Below are 26,305 nucleotides of genomic sequence, written 5' to 3'. Positions count from 1 at the left end.
CCGAAACGGGACGGGTCACTCAGGCGCGCAGTTTAACGTCAATCGCGTCCTGGGTGCGCGCATTGCGCTGGGTTTCGTGCTGATGCTGACGACCGGAAACATCGAGGATCTCCTGGTTATTCACCAGTTCCCCGAGGGTGATATTGTTCAGGAAGCCGGTCAGGCGCTCGCTCAGGTCGCGCCACAGCGCGTGAGTCAGGCATTTATCGCCGCCCTGACAGCCGCCCTTGCCCTGGCAACGGGTGGCGTCAACGGATTCGTCCACGGCGCTAATGACTTCGCCGACGGCGATACTGCCGGCATCTTTACCTAACAGATAACCACCACCTGGGCCACGAACGCTGGAAACCAGGCCATTTTTACGCAGGCGAGAGAACAGCTGTTCCAGATAGGAAAGCGAAATTCCCTGACGCTCTGAAATATCTGCCAACGGCACCGGGCCCGTTTCAGAGTTGAGCGCAACGTCAAGCATCGCGGTCACGGCATAACGCCCTTTAGATGTCAGTCTCATGTCTTACTTAACCTCAAACTCGCCCCTGGCCGGGCTTTTTATTAATATGGGTATTGCATAGCAGGGCCAAGTCTGACATTCCCGAGTAATTTGGTCAACTATTTACTTGACTGTTTTAGTCAGGTATTTGGCTTTCCGTGCCGTTTTACTTCCGCATAGCCTGATACCTTCATCCCGCCAGGCGAGCCCGATTCGTAGCCCGGATAAGCGAAGCGCCATCCGGCGTTAACGCGGTTACTTACCTTTATTCTGCTGCTCAATAGACGCCAGCATGCCGCGCAGGATGTTCAACTCCTGGCTTTCCGGACGCGCGCGGGTGAACAGACGACGCAGCTTGTTCATCACCTGCCCCGGATGATTCGGGCGGATAAAGCCGGTCGCCAGCAGCGTCTGCTCAAGATGGTCGTAGAATCGCTCCAGATCGTCCACCAGCGGGTACGGCGCCTCTTCATGCTCAACCGCCGGCTGCGCTTGCTCCTGCGCCGCCAGCCAGGCCATCCGCACTTCATAGGCGATAACCTGCACCGCCATCGCCAGGTTCAGCGAGCTGTACTCCGGGTTGGCGGCGATCGCCACGTGATAGTGGCACTTCTGCAGTTCATCGTTGGTCAGACCAACGCGCTCGCGGCCAAAGACCAGCGCCACCGGCGCATGCTGACCTTCGGCGACGCTTTTCAGACCGCATTCGCGCGGGTCGAGCATCGGCCACGGCAGCGTGCGGGAGCGCGCGCTGGTGCCAACCACCAGGCTACAGCCTGCCAGCGCTTCATCAAGGGTATCGACAATCTGCGCGTTGCCGATCACGTCGCTGGCGCCCGCGGCCAGGGCTATCGCCTGCGAATCGGGTTTGACCAGCGGATTGACCAGCCACAGGTTAGTTAAGCCCATGGTTTTCATCGCGCGGGCTACGGAGCCCATGTTGCCGGTATGGGAAGTTTCTACCAGTACGATTCGAATATTTTGCAGCATTATGGTTCTTCGGCTAAAGATTATTCGTGCATGCTACCATAAAACGGAGACATAAGCAGATTTGGCTGCTATTATATGCGCCGTTTTTTCCCGTTCTTTAACATCCAGTGAGAGAGACCGATGCATCCGATGCTGAACATCGCCGTGCGCGCCGCGCGCAAGGCGGGTAATTTAATTGCCAAACACTACGAAACGCCAGACACCGTAGAAACCAGCCAGAAAGGCAGCAATGATTTTGTGACCAACGTCGATAAAGCCGCCGAAGCGATTATTATCGAAACCATTCGCAAATCTTACCCGCAGCACACCATTATCACCGAAGAAAGCGGTGAACACGCTGGCGAAGAGCAGGATGTTCAATGGGTTATCGATCCACTGGATGGCACCACCAACTTCGTTAAACGTCTGCCGCACTTCTCTGTTTCCATCGCCGTACGCATCAAAGGGCGTACTGAAGTCGCGGTGGTCTACGATCCGATGCGTAACGAACTGTTTACCGCGACCCGCGGCCAGGGCGCGCAGCTGAACGGCTACCGTCTGCGCGGCAGCAACGCTCGCGACCTCGACGGCACCATTATCGCGACCGGCTTCCCGTTCAAAGCGAAGCAGCACGCCACCACCTACATGAATATTCTCGGCAACATGTTTACCGAATGTGCCGACTTCCGTCGCACCGGCTCTGCCGCGCTGGATCTGGCCTATGTGGCCGCCGGCCGCGTTGACGGTTACTTTGAGATCGCCCTGAAACCATGGGATTTCGCCGCAGGCGAGCTGATCGCCCGTGAAGCTGGCGCGATTGTCTGCGACTTCACCGGCGGTCATAACTATATGCTGACGGGCAACATCGTTGCCGGTAACCCGCGCGTGGTGAAAGCGATGCTGGCGAACATGCGCGAGCAGCTGAGCGACGCGCTGAAGCGTTAATCTCTTACTGATGTCAAAAAGGAAGCCGCGGCTTCCTTTTTTTATGTCATTTTATCATGTTGAGGATCTGGCGAATCACCGCATTGCCGCCAATACAGAGCACCGTCAGGCCGCTAAATAAGGCCAGCGGTCCGCGCCAGTGCAGACAGCCCTGCGTCCCCAGCCAGCGCCGGAAACACAGCGCTATCCCTACCGTCGCCAGGCGGGCTAACAGCACGCCGACCATCGCCGGAACCAGCAGCAGCCATCCCCACAGCGGCAGCTCATACTGCTGCGCACTGAGTAAAATCCATACCAGCTGAAACGGCAGATAAAAGCTCAGGGCAAAGATCAGCGGAATGCGAATATTGCCTGCCGGTGCGGCAACGCCCTGAAAGTCGCGCCAGCCGTCGCGCAGCAGTATTCCAGCCAGCACCAGCGTGGCCAGATAGCATACGTCGTTAAAGATGCCCACGATCTGCATTAGCCTGTCGCTGCTTAGCTTACCCATAAACGCGAAACGCCAGAAAATGATCACCAGAAAACCGAACTGCAACACCCAGCTGCGCAGGATCCAGTCGACCATCTCCCGCGGCGAGGGCTGGTTATGCACAGCCCAGGCAACAATGGGCAGTTTACTGTGACCGGGATGACAAAAGGCCAGCACGAAGCCCGACAGCGTTAGGGTGGCGTAGGCCACCAGCGGAATATCCGCGACACTCGCCACCCCTAATCGCATAACATACGGCATGGCGTGGTAGACACGCACCAGATCTGACGGCCACCAGCTGGCCAGGGCTGGAAACCAGAATACGATCGCCAGGCCCGCCAGCAGCCCGGCGGCGCCGGCGCAGCCATAATAGAACCGCCCGCTCTGCGCGGGAGAAACGATATTTGCGGCCATAGCGACTCCTTGTCATCCGCCGAAAAGCGGAAAACTAGAGCATCGCTTCGCCAGCGGCAAGCGCTGGCGCCCACTTTAGGATTTGCGCCCGGCGTCTGTCTAAAACGGACGGATCCCACCGCCGGCAGGGACGGCGCTGAGCCACATCACCCCTGCCGCCGCCAGCAATATGACGCCGCCGGCCAGCGCCAGCGTCGCCCAACTAACCTGCTTCCATAACGCTGGCGCCTGATGGCGACTGAGGCGGATCGCCAGTTGGCGGAACCCATGCACCAACAGCGCCAGCGCCGTGATAGTCAACGAGGTTCCCGCCGCCATCGCCAGCGCCGCCGCCATCCCCCAGCCAAAAACGCCGATTACCTTGCTGAACAGCAGAACCATGATCGCCCCCGAGCAGGGACGCATGCCCATCGACAGGACAATCGCGGCGCGAGCCCGCCAGTCGTCGCCGGCCTGCAGCTGCTCCGGGGCCGGGAGATGCTGATGCCCGCAGCCGCAGTGTTCGTTATGAACATGATGCGGGGTAAAAGCGGTAAACGTTGGCCGGCGCAGCAGCAGACGCAGCTTTTTTAACGCCCGCCAGCACAGCAGCAGCCCTAACGCACCCACCAGCAAATAGCTCCCCTTCTCCAGCCAGAAACTGCTGAGGTGCAGCTGGCGCGCCGGCAGCTGCAGCAGCGCCAGCACCACGACCACCAGCGCGATGGCCACCAGCCCCTGTAATAAAGAGGCGGCCAGCGTCAGGCCAATGCTTGATTTCAGCTTCGCGGGATGGGTGGCAAGCCAGGTCGTAATGACAATTTTACCGTGTCCGGGCCCTAAGGCATGGAGCACCCCGTAAACGAAGCTAAACCCCAGCAGCGACAGCCCTGCCGCCGCCGGGTTCTCCGCCACCGCCTGCAGCAGCCGGCTGAGTTCCAGATTGAGCGAACGCTGCCAGACTGCGCTCTGCATCAGCACCTGCGGCCACGCCCGCCACAGCCAAATGCCGCCGATGATGCTCACAGCCAGCAACAGCGCCAGCGGCCACAGCGCTTTCCAGCGCGAAGATCGCGCGCGCGGAGTAAAAATTACTGACATGTCAGGGTCACCTTCTGGGCAAAATAGCTGCCCAGCGCCATATCCTCCGGCGGCGCATCCGCTTTATCCAGCGACTGGGCGTATGAGAGCATTTTGTCGTTCGGTTTTGGCGTCATCACCGTTGCCTTACAGGCGGCCCGCAGCCCTGCGGGCAGGGAAAAATCGCTATCCTTGTCATAAAACATATCGACGTAGTAGGTCGGGTCGAAGGTGGAAAAGGTAAACGTCTGCCCGGCAATGGGTTGCGGCGTCGCCAGCGGCAGAGTAAAGGTGAGTACCGCCTGCAGTCCGTCACGTTCGAGGCCGTAACCGTCGGGACGATTGTCAAATTTAACCCGCTGACCGTTATGCCACAGCTCGCTGAAATAGTGCTGACCGAGCACGTTGGCCATCACCTCCGCCGCCAGCTTTTTCCAGACTTCGCTGCCCGGTTTGGCGTTTCCGGCATCATAGAGCAGATCCGATGAGGTAATTTCATCCATCGTCCAGCGCATTTTAAAGGCGCTCAGCAGACCGTCCTTGACCACCGGCTCGCTTTGCAGGCTGATGAAGCTATGCGGATGCGCAGCGGCCGACCATGATAAAACCATGAAAAACGCCGCGCTTGTGCATTGTTTCACTCTGTTCATCTGTTCCTCACGTGAAAAATTCTGTGAACTTCGCCAGCAATCCTGAGTAAAAGCGGACGCTCTTCCCTGCCCACGCCGCGGTCATTGTCTATCCTTAGCGGAAACCCTAACTGGAACTTACCAGATGATGACCGTCATTGAACCACCATCTGCGCTTTCCAGTCCACAGCGCCGTAGCCAGGTGCTCCTGATGTTTTATCTGCCCGGACAGTCGGTGACGACTGAACGGCTTGGCAGGATCAACCTCGTTGATGAGACCACGGCCCGGCAGGATATTGAGGAGACCGGACGCGAAATTCAGCGTTACCACCGTTTGACCCTCCAGTCACAGGTGGACGGCAGCTATCGGATTGAAGGCGCCGCGCTCGACCAACGTTTATGTCTGCTGCATGCGCTGCGGCGGGGGCTGCGCCTCTGCCCACAGTTCGTTAATCATCATTTTACCCCGGCGCTGAAAACGCAGCTTAAACAGGAAGGCATTGCCCGCACCTTATACGATGATACCAATCTGCAGGCGCTGGTGAACCGCTGCGCGCGGGCGCTCAATCGCCAGTTTGACTGCCGCGACGTGCAGTTTCTGCGCTTGTACCTGCAGTACTGTCTGCTCGAACATCACCGGGGATACTCTCCGGACTTCAATGAGGAACAGCAACGCTGGGCTCAAACCGCCGCCGAGTTCACCCTGGCGCAGGAGATTGTCCGCCACTGGCAGCGTCGGGTCGGCGCTCCGCCCCATGTCGGAGAACCTTTTTTCCTCTCGCTGCTGTTTATGTTGCTCAAAACCCCCGACCCGGTCCGCGACGGTCACCCGCACGATCGCCGCCTGCGGCTGGCTATCTCCGGCCTGATCCACCGCTTCCAGATCCTCGCTGGCAGAGCGTTCAGTGATGAGCAGGGGCTCAGCGATCAACTCTATATTCATTTGTCGCAGGCGTTGATCCGCAGCGTGTTTGCTATCGGCATCGACAGCACGCTCACAGAGGAAGTGACCCGGCTCTACCCTCGCTTACTGCGTACCACCCAGGCGGCATTGAGCGAATTCGAGGAGGCCTGGCACATCCGTTTTAATGAGGAAGAGACCGGTTTAATCGCGGTGATCTTTGGCGCCTGGCTGATGCAGAAAAGCGACCTGCACGAGAAACAGGTGCTGTTGCTAACCGATGACAACCCAGCAATTGAAGAGGCCCTGGAACAACAGCTGCGCGAACTAACGCTGCTGCCGCTGAATATCAAATACCAGAGCGTAGAGCGCTTTCAGAAGGAAGGTGCGCCCAAAGGGGTGACGCTTATCGTCACCCCCTATGCGACGGCGCTGCCGCTGTTTTCGCCGCCGCTGATCCACGCGGAGAACTACTTCACTGAACGCCAGCAGCAGCATATCTGCGCCATGCTCGAGGACTAGGCCGCCACCGCTTTTGGCCGTATAGCCATCGCCGGGAGCGTCAGCAGGGCCATCACCCAGAATACGCCCTGGTGCAGGTGCTGATAGAGGAAACCGGCGAAGACGGTCATGATGGCAATACTGCCGCCCATCGCCACCGCGGAGTAGACGGCCTGCAGACGGATCACTTCGCTACCCTGACGGGCGGCGATATACCGCATCGCCGCCAGATGACACACCGTGAAGGTGCCACAGTGAAGGATCTGCGCAAGGATGAGTCCCGGCAGCGCCGTGGTCCAGCCCATCAGTCCCCAGCGAATCAGCCCGCAGACGGCGGAGAGCAACAGCAGGTCGCGGGCGCTGAAGCGGCGGAACACCTTTTTACTCAACGCGAAGATCACCACTTCCGCCACCACGCCTAACGACCACAGATAACCGACCGCCGAGGCGGAATAGCCGGCCTGCTGCCAGTAGATGGCGCTAAAGCCATAGTAGGCGGCATGCGCTCCCTGCAGCAGACAAACGCAGGCGAGAAAGCGCCAGCTTTGGCGCACCAGCGTCAGCCAGGCCGCCATTCCGGCCCCCTGCTGCTGGCGCGACTCCCCCTGGGGCATCACCGACGGCTTAAGCAGCATGCCGAGCAGCATCGAGGCGACCCCCAGGCTTAGCATCAGCAGGATCGCCCGGTAATCGAACAGGCTCACCAGCTTGCCGGTCAGCGCCGAACCAATCACAAAGGCAATAGAGCCCCACAGCCGCACCCGGCCATAGTCCATGGTGATCTGCTTTTGCCAGGTATTGGCCAGAGCATCCGTCAGCGGCACCAGCGGCGAAAAGAACAGGTTGAAGCCGATGATGATCGCCAGCAGCCATGCTACGTGGCTGCCGGCCCAGAAGGCCAGCGCGAAGAGCAAGGTTAACAGCGCCAGCACGCGCAGCGCGGCGATCAGCCGGGAGGGATCGCTCACCCGCGGGGCAATCAGCAGACTGCCGAGAAAACGGGCCACCAGACCGGCGCCAAGTAAAATGCCGATGGTTTCCGGAGTCAGCCCGTTTCCAGCCAGCCAGACGCTCCAGAAGGGCAGAAAAATACCGTAGCTAAAAAAGTAGGTGAAATAACTGAGCGCCAGCCAGCGCGTGGAGTGCAAGACCATGATTTCCTCCCGAATGGTGGCGATAGTCTGGCGATAAACCCCGGCGGGCGCAAGATGCTCTTGTCTGCCGATAGCTCGTTATTTATGCCCCCTCGATGATGATTTTCAGCGAAAAATTCAGCTTCTCTCCCGCGCCTAAAACTCGCAGCCCCGGCTGCCCGTCCATGTTGTGGGCGTTTACCGGATGGCTTTGCGGCTCGAGGCAAAGGAATGATTCACCTTGCATTCTGAACAGCATCAACCACGGAGTTTGCGATAGAATTGTGATACTCATCACGTCATTGCTTACCCTCGCCCGCCCGCCCCAGCCGGAATAACCCACGTTCAGCCAACGATCTTCACCGAACTGAGCCACGCTGAAATTGGCATAGTCGGGCAAGTTTCCTTGCCAGTTGAGAGGTAAGTGATTCTCCCCTTCCGGCCAGTAACCGCTGACCTGGAACTGAACCTTGCTGCGTTCATCGAAAGGGAAAAAGGGATGAAAGCCGCAGCCGTAAAGCGCAGGGACCTCCCCATAGTGGGTAAGCGTTAGCTCCGCTATCAGCTGGTTACGCAGCAACTGGTAGCGGAGCTGCGCCAGATAATCGAAACCGCAGGCATGCTGCCGACGCAGCTGTAATACACAATACTCGGCGCCGTACTCAATGATATCCCAGCGCTGTAACCAGCCGTCACCGTGAAGAAAGAAATACTCGTCGGCATGGTGGCGAGGCAGGATAATCTCCTGCCCATGAAAAATAAAACGGTTGCCGGCGACGCGATTGGCCAATGGCAGCATCGGAAACATGCCGCCGGCGGGATTTTCATATAGCACCGGCGCTTGATATTGCCGCGAGAATAAACTTTGCACTTTGCCGCCCAGAGAAGAGACGCACATCCGCAGATGCGCGTTCTCCAGAATCCACTCTTCCGCCATTAGCGCATCTGCTCCTGCTTCGCCGCATTCACGCCCGTATGACGCTGCGCCAGCTGCTCTTCCAGCGCTTCGAGGGTGATACCTTTCGTTTCCGGGACGTTGCGCAGGATATAGAGGTAGCCGGCAGCGCAAATAACACCATACAGCAGGAAGCTTCCTGCCGCGCCCAGACCGGCATTAAGCAGCGGGAAAGTATAGGTTAACAGGAAACAGGCGATCCACAGCGCCAGGGTACCTAAAGACATCGCGAGTCCACGTACGCGGTTGGGAAAAATCTCCGCCAGCAGCACCCAGGTCACCGGCGCCAGGGTCAACGCATAAATAGCAATCGCCGCCAGCACCAGCAACAGTACCGGCCACCCCATAATGCCCATGGCGTAAGCGCCGGCGATCAGCACATAGATCAGCGTCAATCCCGAAGCGCCAAGCAGCATTAATTTACGGCGACCGATTTTATCCACCAGCGGCAGCGCCGCAATGGTAAAGACCAGATTAACGACGCCCGTCGCGACGATCGATTTCAGCGTGCTGTTAATATCGAACCCCGCCGAGGCAAAAATCTCCTGCGCGTAGTTAAAGATGACGTTAATCCCACACCACTGCTGGAATATGGCGAGCACCATGCCAATGATCACAATCGGTTTCACCTGGGGAGCCAACAGCGCGCCGTAGGAGACTTTATTGTTATCCTTTTCCAGGGTATGCGCGATTTCACGCAGGATCCTGTCGGCATAGTCGGCAGAACCAATGCGTTCCAGCGCAGCCCGGGCGCGCTCCGGTTTACCGGCCTTCATGAGCCAGCGCGGCGACTCGGGGACAAAAAACATCAGGACCAGAAACGCCAGTGCCGGCACCAGTTCCGCACCGAACATCCAGCGCCAGCCCATCTGCCCATTCCAGCTGTCCACAATCATCTGCTGCGTCGCCCCCGGCTCCACCGGTTCAGCAATCATCAGATTGATTAACTGAGCGGCCAGCACGCCAATCACGATGGTGAGCTGATTGACCGCGACAAAACGTCCTCTTTTCTCTGCCGGGCTGACTTCGGCAATGTAAAGCGGGCTGAGAGCGGAAGCCAGACCAATCCCTACGCCGCCCACAATGCGGTAAACCACAAACATATCGAAATGACTGGCGACCGCCGTCCCCCAGGCCGACGCGCTGAACAGCACGGCGGAAAGAATTAATGGCAGCTTGCGCCCCAGTTTGTCTGCGCACCATCCCGAAATTAATGCGCCGAAAATACAGCCCAATAGCGCTGAGCTCATCGCCCAGCCGGACTGCGCCGGGTCCGTAATTGAAAACCAGGCTTCATAAAATGGCTTAGCGCCGCCAATCACCACCCAGTCATAGCCAAACAGTAAACCACCGCAGGCGGCGACCAGACAAATCGTCCAGACGTAGCCCATTTTCAGATGTGTCTGCGCGTTGTTCATAATGATTCCTCTATAAGGGAAACGCAGGGAACAGTAGGGTTCAGGCGGGCCGAGCCCGCCCATTGAGGTTCAGGAAAAAATGCCGCTTTGCAGGGCATGGCGAATCAGATGCGCCTTATCATGAGCCGGATTTATTTGCAGAAGCTGCTGCATCCTCTGCTGGCAGGCGGATACGTTGCCCAGCCCCAGATGGCCCAGCGCTTCAATAAACAAGCAGTGCTGCTGATGTCTCTGCTGCGCTGATACATCGAGAACCACCAGGTCCGGAAGAGAGACGGCAAAAAAATCGACTTGCGGAACGTCATCCCGATGCTGCGCGGCCCAGTCGATAAAATGGCGGAAGTGCTGCTCGGCCTGCGCTGGGTTACCGCTCTTACGCAGCGCAATGCCCTGCCAGAAAAGGTAATCGGCGGGTTGATCGTTGTAGTACCGCCCGGCGTCCAGCGTTGAGCCCCCTTGCCGGGCAAGCTGGTAATATTCCGCCGCCTGCTGCGCATCCCCAGCCTGTTCTGCGCAGTAGCCCAGCAAATACCAGATATCGTTATCCGTTTGCCCAGGCAGTCGCCCCTCCCCCAGATTGTCGGGATAGCGTAATGCGGCTTTCAGACAGTCCGTGGCCTGTTTAAACGCCCCACGCTCGATGAACTGTAATGCCCGATGGAGCTGATTGAGCAAATACTGGCCGGTGATTTTCCCTTCTCCTCCTTCCCAGGGATGGAATACGCGCGTATCCAGAATCGCGGCGGCATCGGCATAATGACCGGACGCGTTCCACAGGCTTAGCAGCTCAGCGGTCAGGTCGTCCCGCTTCAGCACCACGGCTTTACGTTCCACCAGCGTCGTCAGTCGCTCATGTACCGGCCTGGCCAGTAATTTTTGCAAAAAATCGAGTTCAAACAGGAAGCGCGCATTGTCCGGCTCCAGCGCTACGGCGCGCTGCAGATAAGCCAGCGCCTGCGTTGCATCCTGCTGTTTATTCCAGGAGTAAACGCCCAGCAGACGATGAGCGGGCGCATAATCGGGAGATTTTTCGAGCGTCTCGCGCCAGCAGCTCACCGCCTCGTCATAGCGACGTTTGCTGTACCAGAAGCAACCGAGTAGATAGCGGGCAAAAGCGCTGTCGCCCAGCGACTGGAGCATCTGAACTTCATCGAGCGAGTTAGGGAAACGAACATTGTGCGCATGGCAGTGCTCGGCGGCGGCAATAAACTGTTGGCGTTCATTGGCATCATCACTTAGCGACGCACGCCAGAGCATCGGCAGCGCTTCCTGACTGTCCAGAACCGCAAGAACCTCTTTCACCGCCGACGTCTGTCCGATAGAGAGCAGCCAGCCCGCCAGCAGGCTGGCGTTGACCCCTCTGCGCCCCGTGATGCGCAGCAGGGTTTCTCGCGCGTCGTCGCTCCGCTCAATCATCCAGCGCGCGCAGTGCAGCGGATAGCTCAATGGGTATTGCTCAAGAGAGGCGAAAATAAACTCCAGCGCTGCTTTCTTCTGCCCACTGTTGGCTAATGCCAGCGCTTTCAACCCCATCGCCAGAGGATTGCTGGCGTTGAACCGCAGACTGGTGTTTACTTTTTCCAGCGCATCGGCAACATCACCGCGCTTCATCGCCAGCCGCGCCAGCGACCACCAGGCGGCGTCACGGCAGTTACCGCTCCAGGAGGCTTTGTAATAGTGATCCCAGGCGCCTGCATCATCCCCCATCCTTTCCAGCACGCTGGCAAGCAGCATACTGGCTTCGCCATCTCGCGGGTTCTTATTCAAACGATGCGCGCGCTGTAGCGCAGCACGGGCACACTGTTCCGCCAGCGCCCAGTCGGCACTGTTGAACGCCAGGGTACCGAGGGCAACATTATTGCGATAATCCTGCGGATCGAGCTCAACCGCCCGACGATAGTAATCCCCGGCGTAGCGGCTTGCGTGGTTGTATTGTTCAAGGTGCTGGCCGATAAAATAGAGCTCGTCGCCATTGTGGATCGCTTCCGGTAACGCGGGCGCTATAGCTGGTTCGGGCAGCGGCGTCTGTTGGGTTATATGTTCCTGATAATCCAGCAGCGGCTGGTTCTCGGCGGTTTTCACTTTGAGGGTTAAGCGCCCGACGCCATTTTCCGGCAGCGTCTGCTGCCAGCTCTCACCGGGCTTCAGCGTCAGCTGAGTTTCGTACAATGGCTGATGGTCAGCGCTGAGTTCAACCACGATATGATTTAGCGGAGCAATGGCATATACGCCAAGCTGCAGTTGCCCAGACTCGCGAACCAGCTTCAGTGCCAGCTGTGTATTAGCATTTTGCACCATCCCTAACTCGCTATAGGGAAGGAAATTTTGCACAAACACCTTCTCTTCATAAGGCGCAAGCCACGTAAAGTCAGGCTGGTTATCGGTGAAGACGCCGGTCATCAGCTCAATATAAGGGCCATTTTCATCGGTCAGATTTCGATCCCAGGCCTGGCCAAAATCCCCGTACCCCCAGCTCCACTGTTTCTTACCAGGAGAGACATGGTGATCGGCAACATGCAGTAACCCGCCTCGCTCGTCATGATGATAAGCGCCGACAAAATCGTAATCCGACTTCTCCGCCATATACGAAGTGGGTACCGGGACGTTTTTATAACGGGAGATATCAACCCCCGCAGAATAGTCCACTTTGTAGTAGGTACCGGTGGCAATCGGGAAAGCGGAAACATCACGCTTACCATGGTCGAATACAGCGGTGACATCGGGTGGGAATACACTCTGGTGGGCATCGCCGCCTTTTACTGCAGGGTTGGCCCACCACAGGAAATGGCGCGGCGTGGCGTTACCATTGAAGATCTTGCCAGTGATTTCAATCAGCGCGCGGTCAGGATAGAGCGTAAACCCGGCCATAACCTGCAAACCGCGCATGGGCTCCGCTTCCCCCATCCATACGGTCTGCGCGCCGTTTTCTCCCTGCTGAATAGAAAAATCGACCGGCTTAAAGGTCGTCGGCCGGTGATGTTGCGGCCAGTTAAATTCGATTCCGCCGGAGATCCAGGGCCCGAGCAGCCCTACCAGGGCTGGCTTAACCACCTCATTGTAATAGACGAAATCACGTTGTTTGACTTTATCATATGCCCGGTGAATACGGCCGCCAAGCTCCGGTAGCAGCATGACCCGAAGGAAATCATTCTCCATCCACACTGCCTGATAATCGCGCATTTCACGTTCGCCGGTCAGGGTATCAATCACGCCGTAGGGATAGACGCTGCCGGAAGATCCTTGATAAACACGTTTTTCCAGAAACATAGGGTTCGGATCTTCCGCGCCCGTCGTCCACGTTGGTAATGAAATGATTTCCTGCCAGACCTTAACCGAACCGTACATGATGCCTCCACTAAACAAAACGAAGTAAAAATTGCAATAACAGGAGTCTATATCGCCAATTCGCTGTTAAAATGCGCAATGCTCACGCAATATAGTTAAGGGAGTTAAGTGTATGCAGCGTACTGGCTTTAATAACGCCCGGGTCCGGCAGGCCAATAAGTCGATTTTTCTTTCCCATCTGTGGCGGGAAAAGCAGCTCAGTAAATCACAGCTCTCTCAACTCACCGGTCTCTCCATTCCGGCGGTGAGCAATATTCTGGCCGAGCTGCTTAGCGAGGGATTGATCGGTCACTCAACGGAACACTTGAGCAAACGGGGCGTGAACAGCGGCAGCTACCAGATCCCCGAGCACGGCGCCTGGACACTGTGCATGAATATCACCCCGACCAGCATTGAATATCAGCTTGCCGACGCCCGCCTGCTGGCAGTGGATGGCCATCAGCATTTGCCGGTCAACGCGCCCACTCCTCAGGCCCTGCTTGAGGCCATTGTTGAATGCTGGCGGCATATCCACCGCCGCTACCCGCAGCACAGCATCAATCTCGCCCTTGGCGTGCATGGACAGGTTGATCCGATTACCGGCGTTTCACAAACCATGCCCCAGGCACGCTGGAAAACACCGATCGAAATAAAGTATCTGCTTGAGGAGCGGCTTGGCGTGCAGGTTCGGGTAGATAACGACTGCGTGATGCTAGCGCTGGCGGAGAAGTGGCAGCATCAGGGTACACAGCAGGATTTTTGCGTGATCAACGTCGACTACGGTATCGGCTCGTCATTTGTGATTAACGATCATATTTATCGCGGCAGTCTGTACGGCAGCGGGCAGATAGGGCATACGATTGTCAATCCTGACGGCAACGCCTGCGACTGCGGAAGATACGGTTGCCTCGAAACCGTCGCCTCTCTCAGCGCGCTGAAAAAACAGGCCCGAATGTGGCTCAAAACGCAGCCTAAAGCAACGCTCGCCCCCGAGCAGTTAACCACGGCGTCGCTCATTGAGGCCTGGAAAGAGGGAGATGTGCAAATTCGCGCATGGGTTGATAACGCTGCCAACGCGATTGGCTTAAGCCTCTATAATTTCCTGAATATATTAAATATTAATCAAATCTGGCTTTACGGGCGCAGCTGCGCCTTCGGTGAGCAGTGGCTGGAAAGTATCGTTAAACAAACGGGTTTCAACCCCTTTGACCACCGGGATACGCCGCGAGCGCACGCCACCCAAATAGGCTTTGGCCAGCTGACACGCGCCCAGCAGCTGATGGGGATAGGTTATCTGTACGTTGAGGAGCAATTGCAGACGCTGGTTTAGTCATAAACGAACGTGGCGGAGCGCAAATTTGTGTATTACGTTTAAATCACACGTCTCTCATAACGAGCTGATTATGAACACACTCCGCTATTTTGATTTTGGCGCTTCCCGCTCTCTGTTGCTGCTTATCGCCCGCATCGCCGTGGTGATTCTGTTTATTCTTTTTGGCTACCCCAAACTGCTGGGCTTTGACGGTACGGTGCAGTACATGGCCGCCTGCGGCGCGCCGATGCCGACCCTGGCGGCGATTATCGCCGTCATTATGGAAGTGCCTGCCGCGATTCTGATTGTGCTCGGCTTTTTCACCCGCCCGCTGGCGGTCATCTTTATTTTCTACACCCTGGGCACGGCGGTGATTGGCCATCACTACTGGGATATGACTGGCGATGCGGTATTGCCGAACATGATTAACTTCTGGAAAAACGTCAGCATCGCCGGCGCTTTCCTGCTGCTGGCAATAACCGGCCCCGGGGCGATCTCCCTCGACCGCCGCTAATCTCCAGACGCAAAAAAGGCCGCATACGCGGCCTTTTTGATGTCAACGCTAACGCTTACGCATATACCGGGAAGCGGGCGCAGATATCCAGCACTTTACCTTTCACGCGCTCAATGACCGCGTCGTCATTGATATTGTCCAGCACGTCACACATCCAGCCAGCCAGCTCTTTGACTTCCGCTTCTTTAAAGCCGCGGCGAGTCACAGCCGGAGAACCGATACGGATACCGGAGGTCACGAACGGGCTCTTCGGATCGTTCGGCACGCTGTTTTTGTTGACGGTGATGTTGGCGCGGCCCAGAGCGGCGTCAGCTTCTTTACCGGTCAGGTTTTTATCCACCAGATCCAGCAGGAACAGGTGGTTCTCAGTACCGCCAGACACCACTTTGTAGCCGCGGTTCAGGAACACTTCCACCATCGCTTTAGCGTTTTTCGCAACCTGCTGCTGGTAAACTTTAAACTCTGGCTCCATCGCTTCTTTCAGCGCCACCGCTTTCGCCGCGATAACGTGCATCAGCGGGCCGCCCTGCGCGCTTGGGAACACGGCAGAGTTCAGTTTTTTGTACAGCTCTTCGCTACCGCCTTTCGCCAGAATCAGGCCGCCGCGCGGACCCGCCAGGGTTTTGTGGGTGGTGGTGGTCACAACGTGAGCATGCGGAACCGGGTTCGGGTACACGCCAGCGGCAATCAGGCCTGCCACGTGCGCCATATCGACGAACAGGTAAGCGCCGATGCTGTCAGCGATTTCACGCATTTTCGCCCAGTCAACGATACCGGAGTAAGCGGAGAAACCACCGATGATCATCTTCGGTTTGTGTTCCTGAGCCTGCTTCGCCATGTCGTCGTAGTCAATTTTACCGGACTCATCGATACCGTAAGGGATGATGTTGTACAGTTTGCCGGAGAAGTTAACCGGGGAGCCGTGAGTCAGGTGGCCGCCCTGCGCCAGGTTCATCCCCAGCACGGTGTCGCCCGGCTGCAGCAGCGCGGTGTAGACGGCAAAGTTAGCCTGGGAGCCGGAGTGCGGCTGGACGTTAGCATAGTCAGCGCCGAACAGTTCTTTCGCGCGGTCGATTGCCAGCTGTTCAACCACGTCGACGTATTCACAGCCGCCGTAGTAACGCTTGCCCGGATACCCTTCAGCATATTTGTTGGTCAGCTGAGAGCCCTGCGCCTGCATAACGCGCGGACTGGTGTAGTTTTCGGAGGCGATCAGTTCGATGTGCTCTTCCTGACGTACTTTTTCCTGCTCCATAGCCTGCCACAGTTCGGCATCATAATCGGCAATGTTCATTTCACGCTTTAACATCCGCATCTCCTGACTCAGCTAACAATAAAATTTCGGCCTAAAAAGGCGGTCCGATTGGACAACGGCCCACAGTATAACCGAATCATTCTGTGATAACAGGTCTTGACAAAGGATTTTACGCAAACGATTGGCTCCGCATGACACAAGGCTTTGAGCAATAACGCCTCTCTCAGTATCAACGGATTTCTTTTCAGGTTTGTGATGCAAATTCTTCATGTTGTAACTGGATCGGGGGAATGTGTTAAAGAACCATTTACAACTCAGGGTTATTTCTTTAAGATGCATTTAAAATACATCATTAAGATAATACATAAGGAAGCACGCTATGCTTGACGCTCAAACCATCGCCACGGTAAAAGCCACCATTCCCCTGCTGGTAGAGACCGGCCCGAAATTAACCGCCCATTTCTACGATCGTATGTTCGCGCATAATCCGGAGCTCAAAGAGATCTTCAACATGAGCAACCAGCGCAACGGCGATCAGCGTGAAGCGTTATTCAACGCTATTGCCGCCTACGCCAGCAATATCGATAACCTGCCTGCCCTGCTGCCGGCGGTGGAAAAGATCGCCCAGAAACACACCAGCTTCCAGATCAAACCGGAGCAGTACAATATTGTTGGCAGCCATCTGCTGGCGACCCTCGATGAAATGTTCAGCCCGGGCCAGGAAGTGCTCGATGCCTGGGGTAAAGCCTACGGCGTGCTGGCGAACGTCTTTATCGGCCGTGAAGCCGAGATCTATCAGCAAAACGCCAGTAAAACCGGCGGCTGGGAAGGGACCCGCGCGTTCCGCATCGTGAAGAAAACCCCGCGCAGCCAGCTTATCACCAGCTTTGAGCTCGAACCGGTTGATGGCCAGCCGGTCGCCGATTACCAGCCTGGCCAGTACCTGGCCATCTGGCTGAAACCGGAAGGCTTCGAATATCAGGAAATCCGCCAGTACTCCCTGACCCGCAAAGCGGACGGCAAAGGCTACCGCATTGCGGTTAAACGCGAGGAAGGCGGTCAGGTTTCCAGCTGGCTGCATAACCATGCCAGCGAAGGCGATGTGGTCTATCTGGCCGCCCCGGCGGGAGATTTCTTCCTTAACGTTAAGTCACAGACGCCGGTCACTCTGCTCTCTGGCGGCGTCGGGCAAACGCCGATGCTGGCGATGCTGGATGCGCTGGCGAAGAGCGGTCATCAGGGTCAGGTGAACTGGTTCCATGCGGCGGAAAATGGCGACGTTCACGCCTTTGCCGATGAAGTGAAGGCGCTCGGCGCGGCGCTGCCGGCGTTTACCTCTCACGTCTGGTATCGCACCCCGACTGAGGCCGACCGTCAGGCTGGACGTTTTGATAGCGAAGGTTTGATGGATTTAGCAGCAGTGGCGGACAATATTCGCGACCCGCAGATGCAGTATTATCTCTGCGGCCCGGTAGCGTTTATGCAGTTTGCAGCGAAGCAGCTGGTCGAATTAGGGATCAACAAAGACAACATTCATTACGAATGCTTCGGCCCGCATAAGGTGCTGTAAGCCCCGACGATGCGGGGATCTGTAGGCCGGGTAAGCACAGCGCCACCCGGCAATACTGCAGCGAGCGGCGAGCGTTAAATCGCCGCGTCGTCTTCTTCGCCGGTACGAATACGAATGACCCGCGCCACGTCGAAGACAAAGATTTTACCGTCGCCGATTTTACCGGTCTGTGCGGTACGGATGATGGTATCCACACAGGTATCGACGATATCGTCGGTCACCACAATTTCAATTTTTACTTTCGGCAGAAAATCGACCATATACTCGGCACCACGGTACAGTTCGGTGTGCCCTTTCTGGCGGCCAAAGCCTTTCACTTCCGTTACCGTCATCCCGGTGATGCCGACTTCGGCCAGCGCTTCACGCACGTCATCCAGTTTGAAAGGTTTAATAATCGCATCAATCTTTTTCATGGGGTTCCTGTCTTAATCGCGTAACCGGTTGCTTACCGTATCATAACTTGCGCTATAGTGCGGAGCTACTCTTTAAAGTCGTTGGCGTCGAGCTCATGGCGCGACAGCAGCTTATAGAATTCGGTGCGGTTGCGCCCTGCCATCCGCGCGGCGTGAGTGACGTTGCCCTTGGTAATTTGCAGCAGCTTGCGCAGGTAGTTCAGCTCAAACTGATTGCGCGCCTCCACGAAGGTCGGCAGCGCCGTGTTCTCGCCCTCCAGCGCTTGCTCAACCAGCGCGTCGCCGATCACTGGCGACGAAGTCAGGGCCACGCACTGCTCGATCACATTCACCAGCTGGCGCACGTTGCCCGGCCATTTGGCAGCCATCAGCCGCTTCATTGCATCGCTGGAAAATGCCCGCACGAACGGCTTATGGCGATCGGCGGACTGACGCAGCAGATGGTTGGCCAACAGCGGAATATCTTCCGTGCGTTCGGAGAGCGGCGGTATTTTCAGGTTCACTACGTTGAGGCGGTAGAACAGGTCTTCACGAAACTCGCCGCGGGCCATCGCCTTCGGCAGGTCGCGGTGGGTGGCGGAGATAATCCGCACGTTGATTTCGATATCGCGGTTGCTGCCCAGCGGGCGCACCTTGCGCTCCTGCAGGACGCGCAGCAGCTTCACCTGCAACGCAACCGGCATATCACCGATCTCGTCGAGAAACAGCGTACCACCCTCAGCGGCCTGGAATAATCCTTCACGGTTACTGACCGCGCCGGTAAAAGCGCCCCGCGCATGGCCAAACAGTTCGGATTCGAGCAGCTGTTCCGGCAGCGCGCCGCAGTTGATCGCCACGAACGGCTTATCATGACGCGGGCTGGCGTTGTGGATCGCCTGGGCGACGATCTCCTTCCCGGTCCCGCTCTGGCCATTAATCAGTACGCTGACATCCGATTGCGCCACCATCCCGGCCTGCTCAAGCAGGCGCAGCATCAGCGGGCTGCGGGTTACAATCGCCTGGCGCCAGGCTTCGTCGGTGGCCGGCGAGCGCTGCTCCAGCGCCTCATCAATGGCTTTATATAAGGCATCTTTATCGACCGGCTTGGTCAGGAAGCTGAACACCCCCTGCTGGGTAGCCGCCACGGCGTCGGGAATCGAACCGTGAGCGGTGAGAATGATCACCGGCATGCCGGGGTGGCCCTTCTGGATCTCGCTAAACAGCTGCAGGCCGTCCATTTCATCCATCCGCAGATCGCTAATCACCAGATCCACTTTCTCACGCCCCAGCACGCGCAGCGCTTCCGGCCCGCTCTCGGCGGTGACCACGCTGTAGCCTTCGCTGACCAGGCGCATGCCCAGTAGCTTCAACAGTCCCGGATCGTCATCCACCAGCAGTAAACGCGCCGGTTTACGGATCGTCATGGATCACCTCCGGCACTTTTTCGCTGCCGAAATTGCCGCCCGGCTTGCGGCTGGAGAGCTGGCGTTCGATATCCGTCAGGTTCTCCAGCTTGCGGGTGGTCAGCTCCAGCTGCTCGCGCAGCGCCAGCTCCTGCTGACGCAGTGTCTCCAGTTCGCTATCGCTGGACTGCTGAAGCTTCGCGTAACGGGCACGCTCTTCCACCAGCTGCAGCTGACGGATCTGGCCGTCGCGCCAGAGCTGATACAGCGGGCGGACCTGAACGGCGATTTGCGGGCTGAAGGTATCGAGACGCGCCACCAGGTCGCGGCGCTCCTCAGGGGTAATTTTAGCATCAGCAAGCAGGATGCCGCGACGGAACGCGTCCTGCCAGCTGTCGTCGGTATGGCGTTTCGCCTCCGCCCGCGCCTGCGCCGGCGCGAGGCGATCGGCACAGTCAATGCCCCGCAGCCAGTAGAGGGGATTTTTGTCGCTGGCATCGCTGCTGTGCGCCCAGATATCCGCGCAGTCTACCACGACAAAATCGGCCACCTGATGCTGCGCCTGCCCGGGGGCGGCGGTACCTTCCGCGGTATGCGGTGAAAAGCCGGCGGAACACCCCGCCAGCGTCAGACAAGCAATGCCTGAAAGCAGCCATCCACTGAGGGAACGGCGCCAGGCCAGGAATTGGGACATAGTTCCCCGATATCGATTCATAAGTTGGATTATTCCGGCGCTGAGGGAAGCGTAATGCGAAAACAGACCTGCCCGGCGGGCGCATCAACTAAGCTGAGCTCCCCTTGCATCTGCCGGACGCAGTCGCGGGCGATACTCAACCCCAGTCCACTGCCCTTAACGGCCCCTTTACGCTGGTGACTCCCCTGGTAAAAAGGCTCGAATATCATGTTTTTTTCCGCGGCCGGGATCGGTTCGCCGCTGTTGGCGACATCAATACGCACCTGCTCTCCGTGCCGGTAGCTATGGATACGGATGTTACCGGATTCAGCGCCATAGTGCACCGCATTGGAGTAGAGATTATCCATTACGCTTATCAATAGCGCAGGCTCTGCCAGGCAACGCCGCGCCTGCAGCGTCAGTTCGGTATGCATCAGTTTAGCCCGCGCGGGCAGGCTGTGCGCCGCCACGACGTTTTCCACCAGGTCCACCAGGTCCACCGCTTCGCGAGCCACCGGGCCGTCGGCCTGTTTTCGGTTATAGTCCAGCAGCTGTTCAATCAGCTTTTGCAGGTTACGGCTACTGCTGTCGAGGATCTCGACAATCTCCTGCTGCTCAGGGGTCAGGGGCCCCGCGACCCGGTCGGCCAACAGCTCGGTACCTTCACGCATACTGGCCAACGGGGTTTTCAGCTCATGCGACAGATGGCGAAGAAATTGATGCCGCTGCGACTCCAGCCACGCCAGGCGCTCGCTGAGCCAGATGATGCGCTTGCCCACCGATCGCAGCTCGCGCGGGCCGGTAAACAATGCGGCGTCGTCCAGCGACTTCCCTGCCCCCAGCTGATTGATCATTCTTTCGATGCCTTTCACCGGGCCGATAATCATGCGGGTGAAGAGTAGCACCAGCGCCAGGCTCAGCAGAAACAGCACCAGCGCCTGCCAGCCGAAAAACTGGCCGCGTTCGGCTATCTCCTGCTGCAGCTGTTGGCCACGAGAATAGACGACCGCCCGGGTCGCCTGCACCATATCGCTGTTATTACTGGCGAAAACTTCCAGTCTGGCGGCTGCCTGGGCATCGGGTCCGCTATTTTTACACTGCAGCTGCGCCAGATCGCTGACATCCTGACGCAGCGCCTGCCAGAGCTTCTCGTCCGGCAGCACGCCGGCGTGGGCGTCCAGCATCTGGCTGTAGCGCTGCCGCTGGTTTTGATAGACGCGCGCCAGCGTCGGATCGTCCAGCACGCAGTACTGGCGATAGCTGCGCTCCATCTCCAGTGCGGCATTGATCATCGCCTCGCTGCGTCGGGCGTCGACCAGGGTGGTACGGTTAATATGCGCCGCCTGGGCGCTAAGGGCGTTCAGGCTCTGCCAGGCCTGCCAGGCCAGCACCAGCAATGGCAGCAGGATCAGCACAAAAGAGAGCGTCACCAGCTGACGCAGCGAACGGGGGAAAAGAGAGAGTCGCTTCAAGGATGTTGTCTCAATCATTAGCTCTGGTCGATGCTAACTGAGGAGCGCGCCGGAGAAAAGCGCTACCGCTGAGTGCTGCGCCGCAGAAACAACAAAGCCAGGCGCAAGGCCTGGCTTTGTTCAGGAATGAGGCGGTGCCTTACTCGACGTTTCGCCCGATGTCTGATAAAGCCAGGCTGTTATCAGGAGTTGGACGGCAGGCACCTGTTTGTGCGTCATTCGAAGTTTATGTAGCGCGTCCCGAAGGGGCTGACATAAGAAGGTGAATGAGCCACTGGTTAATATTATGCATGAACTATGCCAGCTCTCAAAACATTTTATTAACATACTGATATATATGACTTTAACCGCAGAAACAGTCGAACCACCACTGTTTATTTTTCACCCGCATTGTCGCTATTTAGCGACACCAAATAGGCTACCGATTACTCATCATTTAAATCAATGACTTAAGTGTCGCCTATTGACGACACTGCAATATCGCAGTTGTCGGCAATTCCCGACACCCTGGCGTGCCGACCATCACAGATAAAAAAAAGCCCCCTGTCAGGCAGGGGGCTGATACGTTCGCGTGAAGCGCGGCGGGAAGATTAACCCAGCTGTTTACGCGCGTTACGGAAGATACGCATCCACGGGCTATCCTCGCCCCAGTTCTCCGGGTGCCAGGAGTTGCTTACGGTGCGGAAGACGCGTTCCGGGTGAGGCATCATGATGGTCGCGCGCCCGCTTTCGCTGGTCACCGCGGTGATACCGTTCGGGGAACCGTTCGGGTTCGCCGGATAGGTTTCGGTCACTTTGCCGAAGTTATCCACGAAGCGCAGCGCCACCAGACCTTTGCTCTCCAGCTGGGCCAGATGCGCGCTGTCGCGCACTTCCACCTGACCTTCGCCGTGGGAGACCGCAATCGGCATCCGTGAGCCAACCATGCCTTCCAGCAGCAGGGATGGGCTTTGCGTCACTTCCACCAGGCTAAAGCGCGCTTCAAAGCGGTCAGACTGGTTGCGCACAAAGCGCGGCCACAGGTCGCTGCCCGGGATCAGCTCGCGCAGGTTGGACATCATCTGACAGCCGTTGCACACGCCGAGCGCCAGCGTCTGCGGACGATGGAAGAAGGTCGCGAACTCGTCGCGCACGCGCTCGTTGAACAGAATCGACTTCGCCCAGCCCTCGCCCGCGCCCAGCACATCGCCGTAGGAGAAGCCGCCGCAGGCTACCAGAGCATGGAAATCGCCCAGACCGGTCCGGCCGGCCAGCAGGTCGCTCATATGCACGTCGATGGCGTCAAAGCCGGCGCGATGGAAGGCGGCCGCCATTTCAACGTGGGAGTTCACCCCCTGCTCGCGCAGGACGGCCACTTTCGGCCGCGCGCCGGTGGCAATGTACGGGGCGGCGACGTCGTCGTTAATATCAAACGAGAGCTTCACATTGAGGCCCGGGTCGGCATCATTGGCTTTCGCCTCATGCTCCTGATCGGCGCAGGCCGGGTTGTCGCGCAGACGCTGCATCTGCCAGGTGGTTTCCGCCCACCACATGCGCAGCGTGGTGCGGCTTTCGCTGAACACCGTCTGACCGCCGGCGGTCAGCACGAAGCGATCGCCCTCAACCGCTTTACCGAGGTAATGCACGCAGTCCGCCAGGCCGTTAACCGCCAGAATGGCTTCCACCGCCTCACGGTCTGCGGCGCGGACCTGAATCACCGCCCCCAGCTCTTCGTTGAACAGCGCGGCCAGATGGTCGTCGCCCAGCGCGGCGATATCCGCTTCCACGCCGCAGTGGCCGGTAAAGGCCATTTCCGCCAGCGTGACCAGCAGACCGCCGTCGGAGCGGTCGTGGTAGGCCAGCAGTTTACGCTGCGCCACCAGGGCCTGCATCGCATTCCAGAAGCCTTTCAGTTGCGCGACATCGCGCACGTCAGCCGGCTTGTCGCCGAGCTGGCGATAGACCTGCGCCAGCGCCGTCGCGCCCAGCGCGTTGTGCCCTTTACCGAGGTCGATCAGCAGCAGGGCGTTATCTTCCGTCGAAAGCTGCGGCGTGACGGTATGACGGACATCTTCGACACGGGCGAAGGCAGAGATGACCAGCGACAGCGGAGAGGTCATCTCGCGCTGCTCGCTGCCTTCCTGCCAGCGGGTTTTCATCGACATCGAGTCTTTACCGACCGGAATGGTCAGGCCCAGCGCCGGGCACAGCTCTTCGCCTACCGCTTTCACCGCCTCATACAGGCCAGCGTCTTCACCCGGGTGGCCGGCGGCGGCCATCCAGTTAGCCGACAGCTTCACGCGGTTCAGCTCGCCAATCTGCGTGGCGGCGATGTTGGTCAGCGCTTCGCCGACCGCCAGACGGCCAGAGGCCGCGAAGTCCAGCAGGGCGACCGGGGCGCGCTCGCCCATCGCCATCGCTTCGCCATAGTAGCTGTCGAGGCTGGCGGTGGTCACCGCGCAGTTGGCCACCGGGATCTGCCACGGGCCAACCATCTGGTCGCGGGCGACCATACCGGTCACGGTGCGGTCGCCGATGGTGACGAGGAAGGTTTTCTCGGCCACCGTCGGCAGATGCAGAACGCGGTTAACCGCATCGGCAAGGGTAATCGGTTGGCGATCCAGCGCGCTACCCTGAGCTTTCAGAGTCTGCACGTCGCGGGTCATTTTCGGCGTTTTGCCGAGCAGGACGTCCAGCGGCAGGTCGATCGGCTGATCGTTAAAGTGGCTGTCGCTCAGGCTCAGATGCTGCTCAGCGGTAGCTTCGCCGATAACGGCATAAGGCGCGCGCTCGCGGCGGCACAGTTCGTCGAACAGCGGCAGCTGCTCCGGGGCGACCGCCAGAACATAACGCTCCTGCGATTCGTTACACCAGATCTCCAGCGGACTCATCCCTGGCTCATCGCTGAGAATATCGCGCAGCTGGAATTTACCGCCGCGGCCGCCGTCGCTCACCAGCTCCGGCATGGCGTTGGAGAGACCGCCGGCGCCAACGTCGTGGATAAAGAGGATCGGGTTGGCGTCGCCCAACTGCCAGCAGCGGTCGATCACTTCCTGACAGCGGCGCTCCATTTCCGGGTTGTCACGCTGTACGGAGGCGAAATCGAGATCGGCATCGGACTGGCCGGAGGCCATAGAAGACGCCGCGCCGCCGCCGAGGCCGATGTTCATCGCCGGGCCGCCCAGCACGATCAGCTTCGCGCCGACGGTAATCTCGCCCTTCTGCACGTGCTCACCGCGGATGTTGCCGATACCGCCGGCCAGCATGATCGGTTTGTGGTAGCCACGCAGCTCTTCGCCATTGTGGCTGGTGACTTTCTCTTCATAGGTGCGGAAGTAGCCGTTCAGCGCCGGACGACCAAATTCGTTGTTAAACGCCGCGCCGCCCAGCGGGCCTTCGGTCATGATGTCCAGGGCGGTGACAATACGATCCGGTTTACCGAAATCTTCTTCCCACGGCTGTTCGAAGCCCGGGATACGCAGGTTGGAAACCGAGAAGCCCACCAGGCCCGCTTTCGGCTTCGCGCCGCGGCCGGTGGCGCCTTCATCACGGATTTCGCCGCCGGAGCCGGTTGCCGCGCCCGGCCATGGAGAGATGGCCGTCGGGTGGTTATGGGTTTCCACCTTCATCAGAATGTGCGCCGGCTCCTGATGGAAGTCGTAGCGTCCGGTCTGATGGTCGGCGAAATAGCGCCCGACTTCAGACCCTTCCATCACCGCGGCATTATCTTTATAAGCCGACAGCACGTAGTCCGGCGTTTTTTCAAAGGTGTTTTTGATCATTTTGAACAGCGACTTCGGCTGCTGTTCGCCGTCGATGATCCAGTCGGCGTTGAAAATCTTGTGGCGACAGTGCTCTGAGTTCGCCTGGGCGAACATATACAGCTCGATATCGTTCGGGTTGCGTCCCAGGCGGGTAAACGCGTCCTGCAGGTAGTCAATTTCGTCGTCGGCCAGCGCCAGACCCAGACGGAGGTTGGCGTCAATCAGCGCCTGACGCCCTTCGCCCAGCAGGTCGACGCTGGTGACCGGCGTCGGCTGATGGTGAGCGAACAGCTTCTCGCCCGCTTCCAGCTCGTCGAAGACGCTCTCCATCATGCGGTCGTGCAGCTCCGCCGCCACCGCGGCCCACTGCGCTTCGGTCAGGGTTGAGGCTTCAACGTAATACGCCACGCCGCGCTCAAGACGCACAACCTGCGCCAGACCGCAGTTGTGAGCGATATCGGTAGCTTTAGAAGACCAGGGAGAGATGGTGCCAGGGCGAGGGGTCACGAGCAGTAATTTACCGGTCGGGGTATGGCTGCTCAAGCTCGGGCCATACTGAAGCAATCGCGCCAGGCGCTCGCGATCGTCAGCGCTCAGCGGGGCATTCAGATCGGCAAAATGAATATATTCGGCATATATGGCGCTTACCGGAAGGTTGGCCGCCTGAAATCGTGCCAGCAGTTTATTAATACGGAATGCCGACAGTGCAGGTGAACCACGCAAAATTTCCATCATAAGTCTCTCGTCTTCGAAGCTTTCAGGGT

General features: G+C 58.3%; 20 protein-coding genes. 5 read left to right on the top strand and 15 right to left on the bottom strand.

Annotated features, from left to right (window positions below):
* Positions 1-19: 19 nt before the first annotated feature.
* The gene (gene iscR, locus ACR809_RS06375; protein WP_002913993.1) at positions 20-511 is read right to left on the bottom strand and encodes a Fe-S cluster assembly transcriptional regulator IscR; all 492 of its coding nucleotides are present in this window, start codon (positions 509-511) and stop codon (positions 20-22) included.
* A gap of 234 nt (positions 512-745) precedes the next feature.
* Positions 746-1,480, bottom strand: a complete 735-nt coding sequence (trmJ, locus tag ACR809_RS06370) for a tRNA (cytosine(32)/uridine(32)-2'-O)-methyltransferase TrmJ (protein WP_002913994.1) — start codon at positions 1,478-1,480, stop codon at positions 746-748.
* Positions 1,481-1,600: 120 nt separating this feature from the next.
* Here trmJ and suhB point away from each other — a divergent pair, with 120 nt between their 5' ends.
* On the top strand, positions 1,601-2,404 hold the full coding sequence (suhB, locus tag ACR809_RS06365; RefSeq protein ID WP_002913995.1) for an inositol-1-monophosphatase: 804 nt from the start codon (positions 1,601-1,603) through the stop codon (positions 2,402-2,404).
* A gap of 46 nt (positions 2,405-2,450) precedes the next feature.
* Here suhB and ACR809_RS06360 read toward each other — a convergent pair whose 3' ends face one another.
* The 3 genes from ACR809_RS06360 to ACR809_RS06350 all read right to left on the bottom strand — a co-directional run bounded on the left by ACR809_RS06360 (position 2,451) and on the right by ACR809_RS06350 (position 4,996).
* On the bottom strand, positions 2,451-3,287 hold the full coding sequence (locus ACR809_RS06360; protein ID WP_032412157.1) for a hypothetical protein: 837 nt from the start codon (positions 3,285-3,287) through the stop codon (positions 2,451-2,453).
* A gap of 99 nt (positions 3,288-3,386) precedes the next feature.
* Positions 3,387-4,367: a nickel/cobalt transporter gene (locus ACR809_RS06355; protein WP_004185122.1), complete on the bottom strand. Its 981-nt coding sequence runs from the start codon at positions 4,365-4,367 to the stop codon at positions 3,387-3,389.
* On the bottom strand, positions 4,358-4,996 hold the full coding sequence (locus tag ACR809_RS06350) for a DUF1007 family protein (RefSeq protein WP_004151988.1): 639 nt from the start codon (positions 4,994-4,996) through the stop codon (positions 4,358-4,360). The genes ACR809_RS06355 and ACR809_RS06350 overlap by 10 nt, the downstream gene beginning before the upstream one ends.
* A gap of 124 nt (positions 4,997-5,120) precedes the next feature.
* Between ACR809_RS06350 and csiE the strand changes: the two genes are divergently transcribed.
* Entirely contained in the window at positions 5,121-6,398 is a 1,278-nt protein-coding gene (csiE, locus tag ACR809_RS06345; protein ID WP_002914002.1) for a stationary phase inducible protein CsiE, read from the top strand.
* Here csiE and ACR809_RS06340 read toward each other — a convergent pair.
* The 4 genes from ACR809_RS06340 to ACR809_RS06325 form a co-directional block, all read right to left on the bottom strand.
* A complete protein-coding gene (locus ACR809_RS06340; protein ID WP_004149349.1) occupies positions 6,395-7,531 on the bottom strand; it encodes a 3-phenylpropionate MFS transporter in 1,137 nt (378 codons plus the stop codon). The two genes, csiE and ACR809_RS06340, sit on opposite strands and share 4 nt — an antisense overlap.
* Positions 7,532-7,613: 82 nt before the next feature.
* The gene (locus ACR809_RS06335) at positions 7,614-8,447 is read right to left on the bottom strand and encodes an aldose 1-epimerase (RefSeq protein WP_004174827.1); all 834 of its coding nucleotides are present in this window, start codon (positions 8,445-8,447) and stop codon (positions 7,614-7,616) included.
* Positions 8,447-9,883, bottom strand: coding sequence for a sugar porter family MFS transporter (locus ACR809_RS06330; protein ID WP_002914018.1), 1,437 nt, complete (start codon positions 9,881-9,883; stop codon positions 8,447-8,449). Before ACR809_RS06330 ends, ACR809_RS06335 begins: the two co-directional genes overlap by 1 nt.
* 69 nt (positions 9,884-9,952) lie before the next feature.
* Positions 9,953-13,228 carry a DUF5107 domain-containing protein gene (locus ACR809_RS06325; protein WP_032433434.1) on the bottom strand — a complete coding sequence of 1,092 codons (3,276 nt, stop codon included), beginning with the start codon at positions 13,226-13,228 and terminating at the stop codon, positions 9,953-9,955.
* A gap of 112 nt (positions 13,229-13,340) precedes the next feature.
* Between ACR809_RS06325 and ACR809_RS06320 the strand changes: the two genes are divergently transcribed.
* Both ACR809_RS06320 and ACR809_RS06315 read left to right on the top strand, forming a co-directional pair.
* A complete protein-coding gene (locus ACR809_RS06320; RefSeq protein ID WP_070984955.1) occupies positions 13,341-14,537 on the top strand; it encodes an ROK family transcriptional regulator in 1,197 nt (398 codons plus the stop codon).
* Between the two features lie 73 nt (positions 14,538-14,610).
* Positions 14,611-15,033 carry a DoxX family protein gene (locus tag ACR809_RS06315; RefSeq protein ID WP_122051642.1) on the top strand — a complete coding sequence of 141 codons (423 nt, stop codon included), beginning with the start codon at positions 14,611-14,613 and terminating at the stop codon, positions 15,031-15,033.
* A gap of 55 nt (positions 15,034-15,088) precedes the next feature.
* Here ACR809_RS06315 and glyA read toward each other — a convergent pair whose 3' ends face one another.
* Positions 15,089-16,342 carry a serine hydroxymethyltransferase gene (gene glyA, locus ACR809_RS06310; protein ID WP_002914027.1) on the bottom strand — a complete coding sequence of 418 codons (1,254 nt, stop codon included), beginning with the start codon at positions 16,340-16,342 and terminating at the stop codon, positions 15,089-15,091.
* A 325-nt stretch (positions 16,343-16,667) separates the two neighbouring features.
* Between glyA and hmpA the strand changes: the two genes are divergently transcribed.
* Positions 16,668-17,858 carry an NO-inducible flavohemoprotein gene (gene hmpA, locus ACR809_RS06305; protein WP_032420358.1) on the top strand — a complete coding sequence of 397 codons (1,191 nt, stop codon included), beginning with the start codon at positions 16,668-16,670 and terminating at the stop codon, positions 17,856-17,858.
* 74 nt (positions 17,859-17,932) lie between these two features.
* On the opposite strand, the gene glnB is transcribed toward hmpA, so the two are convergent.
* From glnB to purL, 5 genes are all read right to left on the bottom strand, one after another.
* Positions 17,933-18,271 (bottom strand): nitrogen regulatory protein P-II, encoded by a 339-nt coding sequence (glnB, locus tag ACR809_RS06300; RefSeq protein WP_002914032.1) that lies wholly within the window; start codon positions 18,269-18,271, stop codon positions 17,933-17,935.
* 65 nt (positions 18,272-18,336) lie between these two features.
* Positions 18,337-19,674: a two-component system response regulator GlrR gene (gene glrR / locus ACR809_RS06295; protein WP_004149357.1), complete on the bottom strand. Its 1,338-nt coding sequence runs from the start codon at positions 19,672-19,674 to the stop codon at positions 18,337-18,339.
* Positions 19,661-20,347: a two-component system QseEF-associated lipoprotein QseG gene (gene qseG / locus ACR809_RS06290; protein WP_162992524.1), complete on the bottom strand. Its 687-nt coding sequence runs from the start codon at positions 20,345-20,347 to the stop codon at positions 19,661-19,663. The genes glrR and qseG overlap by 14 nt, the downstream gene beginning before the upstream one ends.
* 29 nt (positions 20,348-20,376) lie before the next feature.
* The gene (locus ACR809_RS06285) at positions 20,377-21,798 is read right to left on the bottom strand and encodes a sensor histidine kinase (protein WP_002914044.1); all 1,422 of its coding nucleotides are present in this window, start codon (positions 21,796-21,798) and stop codon (positions 20,377-20,379) included.
* A gap of 590 nt (positions 21,799-22,388) precedes the next feature.
* A complete protein-coding gene (gene purL / locus ACR809_RS06280) occupies positions 22,389-26,276 on the bottom strand; it encodes a phosphoribosylformylglycinamidine synthase (RefSeq protein WP_004185139.1) in 3,888 nt (1,295 codons plus the stop codon).
* Between the last annotated feature and the right edge of the window lie 29 nt (positions 26,277-26,305).

Origin of the sequence: Klebsiella sp. CD33 (assembly GCF_051992865.1) — a bacterium.
In the GTDB taxonomy this organism is placed as follows: Bacteria; Pseudomonadota; Gammaproteobacteria; order Enterobacterales; family Enterobacteriaceae; genus Klebsiella; species Klebsiella pneumoniae.
The sequence above is the reverse complement of the archived record's forward strand: the minus strand, read 5'-3'. Positions and strand labels throughout refer to the sequence as shown.